The organism is Actinomadura oligospora ATCC 43269 (genome assembly GCF_000518265.1).
In the GTDB taxonomy this organism is placed as follows: domain Bacteria; phylum Actinomycetota; class Actinomycetes; order Streptosporangiales; family Streptosporangiaceae; genus Spirillospora; species Spirillospora oligospora.
The window spans coordinates 526,887-533,483 of the sequence record NZ_JADG01000008.1 but is presented as its reverse complement, the minus strand read 5'-3'; the positions used below and the strand labels follow the sequence as shown (position 1 = coordinate 533,483).

Annotated in this window: 3 protein-coding genes; 1 reads left to right on the top strand and 2 read right to left on the bottom strand. The window is 68.5% G+C overall.

All coding sequences use genetic code 11. The annotated features are described in order from the left end of the window. The coding region (locus P696_RS0114265) for a hypothetical protein (protein ID WP_211245739.1) at positions 1 to 346 on the top strand (346 nt) is incomplete at its 5' end. Between the two features lie 897 nt (positions 347 to 1,243). Here the strand turns inward: P696_RS0114265 and P696_RS0114260 are convergent. Both P696_RS0114260 and P696_RS52430 read right to left on the bottom strand, forming a co-directional pair. Beyond that, a complete protein-coding gene (locus tag P696_RS0114260) occupies positions 1,244 to 1,429 on the bottom strand; it encodes a hypothetical protein (protein ID WP_026412869.1) in 186 nt (61 codons plus the stop codon). Between the two features lie 71 nt (positions 1,430 to 1,500). Then, entirely contained in the window at positions 1,501 to 6,597 is a 5,097-nt protein-coding gene (locus P696_RS52430) for a tetratricopeptide repeat protein (RefSeq protein ID WP_170026442.1), read from the bottom strand.

Genomic DNA, 6,597 nt, shown 5'->3' with positions numbered 1-6,597 from the left:
GGCGGCTTCCTTCAGTTGCCGCAATGCGTTCAGTTCCATGCCCGGCGCGAGCGCCCGGGCGACGCTGTGCTGGGAGGGCCGCAAAAGGATCGTCGCCCTCAATCTCAGCGTGACTGACAGCGCGAGTGATGGCCACTACGCCGCTCTCCGGGTCCACCGCCGCTACCTTATGTACGGATGGCACACCATCACCGATTACGTCATCACCACCAAGGGCTACAAGGCCCCGAAGACGGTGACCAAGAGCCGCTGGTGGGACCAGGAAGGGTGGGCAATGAAGGACTTCTGGATGCAGGTCTGCAAGCAGACCAGCGGCTACTATCGCTGCGACAGCAAGTGGCGCTAGATGTCACGGTCTTGGTGACCTCTGTCCGGAATGTCTCCTGAGCCTGGACGACCGAACCAAGATCGTTCTGACCGCCAACACTGTCCGTAGACGGCCCAGCGCTCGGGTCGATGTCACCGAGGGAAGAATGGGTCGATAGCCGCAGGTCAAAGTGCGTACGTGCTTTCCGGCGGCGGGATGGATTTCGGTCAGGACGATGCAGCAGCGGCCGGAACGGGGCGGCGCGATAGTCGACTTCGGGCGTTGCGTCGAGTCAGCCGTCACGCTCCGCTCGTTTGCGGCCGATGGCGCATGGGCTACCGACACCCCGCGTTGCGTCGGGGGACCTAACTCGGCTAGAAAGCTAACTCGTCGCCCTTGGGGGGCTCACTCGTCCGTGACCTGCGGAAGTTAGCCGAGTTAGTTCGCCGAAGTGAGTTAGGTCGCCGCCCAGACCCCAGCTCCAGGAGCGCCCTGGGCAAGGGCGGCGGCGAGCTAACTCACTCCGCGATCGGTGGCGTCATGACGTCGTGAGCTCATGACGTCATGACGCCACGATGAGGGATCGCGGGTTCGACGCGATGGCCGGTGGCGTTCCGGCAGCCAGCGGTCAGTGGAATTCGCGGAGCCCTTCCGCGTCGACTCGGTCGAGGTCGAGCTCCCAGCAGATGCCGTGGTGGTCGCTGGCATCGGTCTCTAGGACCCGGTATCGGCTGATCGGCCCGCGAGGAGGCTGAGTGCAGAAATTAGCGGTAGCCCGTCGGGCTCTCGGTTGCTCCCGAGCGTGACCTGCCCCCGAAGTTGGTGCGACTTTCTGGATGGGGTTTTCGGGACGGTGTTCGCGCAGGTCGCTAGGGTGTCCGGAAAAGTACACCTTTCCGGACGACTCAAGACCGGGGCCATTGACCGTCGCCCGGCTCAGTCGTCGGGCAGGGCAGGCGGTTCTCGCGTCCAGCCGGGGATGTCCTGGCCGGTGATCGCACGGACCGCCGCTGCCGCTCCGGAAGCATCCCCGGCGTAGCAGCGGCGCAACAGATCAACGATCACGCCGCTGATGTCCTGGGCATAGTCGGACAGTTCTTGCCCGGCTGAGAACACTTCCACAAGGGAGCTACCGCCTCATCGAAGCGGGCGTCCTGCACCAACACATACCCCAGCACCGTGACGCTCTGGTTTTACTCCGGCAGGTAGGCGTCCCGATTGGCCCGCACCAGCTCCCGATACAAGCCGGCGGCCTCCTGCGAGACCAGCCCAGCCTCGCCCCAACGTCCAACCTCCGCCAACCGATTGGCGTGGTTGTTCAACGAGGTCGCCAGGCCGGGTAGGTAGGCGTCCCGGTTGACCCGCACCAGCTCCCGATAAAGGTCGACGGTCTCCTGCGAGACCGGCACAGCCTTATCCCGCCATCCGCCCTGCGCCAGCCACATTGCGTGGTTGTTCAACGAGATCGCCAGGCCGGGTAGGTAGGCCTTCCGGTTGACCCGCACCAGCTCGCGCCGTAGGTCGACGGCCTCCTGCGAGACCGGCCCAGCCTCGCCCCACCGACCGACCTGCGCCAACCACAATGCGTGGTTGGTCAACGAGTCCGCGAGGTCCGGTAGGTAGGCGTCTCGGTTGACCCGCACCAGCTCGCGCCGCAGGTCGACGGCCTCCTGCGAGACCAGCCCAGCCTCGTCCCAACGTCGAACCTCCGACAACCGATTGGCGTGGTTGTTCAACGAGGTCGCCAGGCCGGGCAGGTAGGCGTCCCGGTTGAGCCGCACCAGCTCCCGGTACAGGTCGACGGTCTCCTGCGAGACCGGCACCGCCTCATCCCGCCGTCTGACCTTCGCCAGCCACTTTGCGTGGTTGTTCAACGAGATCGCCAGGCCGGGCAGGTAGGCGTCCCGGTTGACCCGCACGAGCTCCCGATAAAGGTCGACGACCTCCTGCGAGACCAGCCCAGCCTCGCTCCAACGTCCAACCCCCGACAACCACGTTGCGTGGTTGCTCAACGAGCCCGCCAAGTCCGGCAGGTAGGCGTCCCGGTTGACCCGCACCAGCTCCCGACACAGGTCGACGGTCTCCTGCGAGACCGGCACCGCCTCATCCCGCCGTCCGACCTCCGCCAGCCACTTTGCGTGGTTGTTCAACGAGGTCGCCAAGTCCGGCAGGTAGGCGTCTCGGTTGACCCGCACCAGCTCGCGCCGCAGGTCGACGGCGTGTTGCGAGACCGGCACCGCCTCATCCCGCCGTCCGACCTCCGACAACCGATCGGCGTGGTTGCTCAACGAGGTCGCCAGGCCGGGTAGGTAGGCGTCCCGGTTGACCCGCACCAGCTCCCGATAAAGGTCGACGGTCTCCTGCGAGACCGGCACAGCCTTATCCCGCCATCCGCCCTGCGCCAGCCACATTGCGTGGTTGTTCAACGAGATCGCCAGGCCGGGTAGGTAGGCCTTCCGGTTGACCCGCACCAGCTCGCGCCGTAGGTCGACGGCCTCCTGCGAGACCGGCCCAGCCTCGCCCCACCGACCGACCTGCGCCAACCACAATGCGTGGTTGGTCAACGAGTCCGCGAGGTCCGGTAGGTAGGCGTCTCGGTTGACCCGCACCAGCTCGCGCCGCAGGTCGACGGCCTCCTGCGAGACCAGCCCAGCCTCGTCCCAACGTCGAACCTCCGACAACCGATTGGCGTGGTTGTTCAACGAGGTCGCCAGGCCGGGCAGGTAGGCGTCCCGGTTGAGCCGCACCAGCTCCCGGTACAGGTCGACGGTCTCCTGCGAGACCGGCACCGCCTCATCCCGCCGTCTGACCTTCGCCAGCCACTTTGCGTGGTTGTTCAACGAGATCGCCAGGCCGGGCAGGTAGGCGTCCCGGTTGACCCGCACGAGCTCCCGATAAAGGTCGACGACCTCCTGCGAGACCAGCCCAGCCTCGCTCCAACGTCCAACCCCCGACAACCACGTTGCGTGGTTGCTCAACGAGCCCGCCAAGTCCGGCAGGTAGGCGTCCCGGTTGACCCGCACCAGCTCCCGACACAGGTCGACGGTCTCCTGCGAGACCGGCACCGCCTCATCCCGCCGTCCGACCTCCGCCAGCCACTTTGCGTGGTTGTTCAACGAGGTCGCCAAGTCCGGCAGGTAGGCGTCTCGGTTGACCCGCACCAGCTCGCGCCGCAGGTCGACGGCGTGTTGCGAGACCGGCACCGCCTCATCCCGCCGTCCGACCTCCGACAACCGATCGGCGTGGTTGCTCAACGAGGTCGCCAGGCCGGGTAGGTAGGCGTCCCGGTTGACCCGCACCAGCTCCCGATAAAGGTCGACGGTCTCCTGCGAGACCGGCACAGCCTTATCCCGCCATCCGCCCTGCGCCAGCCACATTGCGTGGTTGTTCAACGAGATCGCCAGGCCGGGTAGGTAGGCCTTCCGGTTGACCCGCACCAGCTCGCGCCGTAGGTCGACGGCCTCCTGCGAGACCGGCCCAGCCTCGCCCCACCGACCGACCTGCGCCAACCACAATGCGTGGTTGGTCAACGAGTCCGCGAGGTCCGGTAGGTAGGCGTCTCGGTTGACCCGCACCAGCTCGCGCCGCAGGTCGACGGCCTCCTGCGAGACCAGCCCAGCCTCGTCCCGCCGTCCGAGGTCCGACAACAGCGACGCGTGGTTGCTCAAGGAACCCGCGAGGTCCGGTAGGAAGGCGTCTCGGTTGACCCGCACCAGCTCGCGCCGCAGGTCGACGGCCTCCTGCGAGACCAGCCCAGCCTCGTCCCAACGTCGAACCTCCGACAACCGATTGGCGTGGTTGTTCAACGAGGTCGCCAGGCCGGGCAGGTAGGCGTCCCGGTTGAGCCGCACCAGCTCCCGGTACAGGTCGACGGTCTCCTGCGAGACCGGCACCGCCTCATCCCGCCGTCCGACCTGCGCCAAGTGCGACGCGTGGTTGTTCAACGAGGTCGCCAGGACGGGTAGGTAGGCGTCCCGGTTGACCTGCACCAGCTCCCGGTACAGGTCGACGGTCTCCTGCGAGACCGGCACCGCCTCATCCCGCCGTCTGACCTTCGCCAGCCACTTTGCGTGGTTGTTCAACGAGATCGCCAGGCCGGGCAGGTAGGCGTCCCGGTTGACCCGCACGAGCTCCCGATAAAGGTCGACGACCTCCTGCGAGACCAGCCCAGCCTCGCTCCAACGTCCAACCCCCGACAACCACGTTGCGTGGTTGCTCAACGAGCCCGCCAAGTCCGGCAGGTAGGCGTCCCGGTTGACCCGCACCAGCTCCCGACACAGGTCGACGGTCTCCTGCGAGACCGGCACCGCCTCATCCCGCCGTCCGACCTCCGCCAGCCACTTTGCGTGGTTGTTCAACGAGGTCGCCAAGTCCGGCAGGTAGGCGTCTCGGTTGACCCGCACCAGCTCGCGCCGCAGGTCGACGGCGTGTTGCGAGACCGGCACCGCCTCATCCCGCCGTCCGACCTCCGACAACCGATCGGCGTGGTTGCTCAACGAGGTCGCCAGGCCGGGTAGGTAGGCGTCCCGGTTGACCCGCACCAGCTCCCGATAAAGGTCGACGGTCTCCTGCGAGACCGGCCCAGCCTCATCCCGCCGTCCGACCTCCGCCAGCCACGTTGCGTGGTTGTTCAGCGAGATCGCCAGGCCGGGTAGGTAGGCGTCCCGGTTGACCCGCACCAGCTCGCGCCGCAGGTCGACGGCGTGTTGGCTTTCGGCGAGGGCGCGGCCGCGCTGGCCGGCGTGCGACAGGCGCACTGCCAGGTCGTGGTGGATGTGGGCGCGCTCGGCGGGGTCGCTGGTGGTGGTCAGTCGGTGCTCGGCCAGCTGAGAGGCCACTGCGGCGGCGGCGATGTCCAGGTCGATGTGCCGTTTGGGCAGCAGTTCCTCGATCGTCTCGAGCAGGCTCGGGCTCACGCTGTCCAGGTCGGCCAGGGCGGCAACGGCGGCGCCTCCGGCGTGCAGGGCCAGGTGGGGGTGTGCCTGCAGCAGCGGGTACAGCTGCTGGTGGGCCAGGTGCGGCCACCGGGCGGCGGCCTCGATCAGGGTGGTCAGGGTGTGCCGGGCCCACACCGGCGCGGCGCCGTCATCGGCGGGTCCAGGCGGTAGTTCGGCAGCCGCGGCGGCAGCAGGGGTGGGGGGCGTGAGGAGGCGAGAGGGTGCGCCATCTGCCCAGGGGTCGGGCGGGAAGTCGTGGCTGTGGCCGGGCGTGAGCAGGGCCAGGAAGTCTTCCCCGAGCCGGTCGGGATACAGCGGTTCCAGCACCGTGACCGCGCCCGCGCCCACACCCCTGCCCGCTGTGGTGTCTGCCGTGGTGGGGGTGACGGGTGGGTAGCACCCGGCGTGGTCCTTGAGGAGCTGCCCGGGGGCTTGGTGGGAGTCGATTCCGACCTGGCTGAGTGCCGTGGTGCCGTCGGGGTGGCTGAGTGGGCCGGTGAGGGTGGCGGTGTAGACCACCTGGCCCATCGCATCGGGTGTGGTCGCCAGCGGCTTGTCGGTCCGGGTGTGCAGGGCCTCCCAGTGATCGCGTTCACGGGCGAGCAGAAACGCCGACACCTCGACCGGATCGCCCCGCGCACCGTCGGAGGTGTCGTGGCCCAGCACGACGGCCAGCGCGGCCATGTGCACCGTCAGCACCAGCTGGTAGGCCTCATGCCGAGCCAGCGCCGACGGCGCCGCGGCGTGTTTGGCGGCGGGCACTCCCAGCAGGTCGGCGAACCGGTCCCGGGCGGCGGCGAACAACCCAGTCCGCGTCAGCGCCGGGTCCCGCTCCAGCGGCTCCAACGGCATGCGCGTGGGCTCCAGGCCCAGGTCACGCTGGATGCGGTACTGCAAGGTCTGCCACCAGGTCCCGGCCGGGCGCGCCAGCAGCACCACCCGCACCACCAACCCGGCACCGGCACGGATGTCGCCCAGCAGGGTCAGCAGATCGGCGGTGTCCCACCGTTCGGCGTAGTCCACCACCACCAGCACCCCCGCCGCGCCCGTCAGCTCCGGCGCCTGGAACGCGCCGGGCGCTTGCCTATCGCGGCGATGGTAGGCGCCCAGCACCACCCAGCCCTGCCCGGCCCAGGTGTGGGCCAGCTGCCCGGCCAGCCGGGACTTGCCCTGACCGCCCGGCCCGTGCACCAGCCGAACCGCCAACAAGTCCGGCTCATCGCGCCACTGCAGCAACCGGCGCTGCTCGTCACTGCGACCAGTGAAATCGACCAGCGCCTTGGAGGCCCGCAACAGCGCGCTCGGCCGCTCCCGCACCGTCGCCCCCGCCAGCCCGCCAGCCGACCTGCTCAC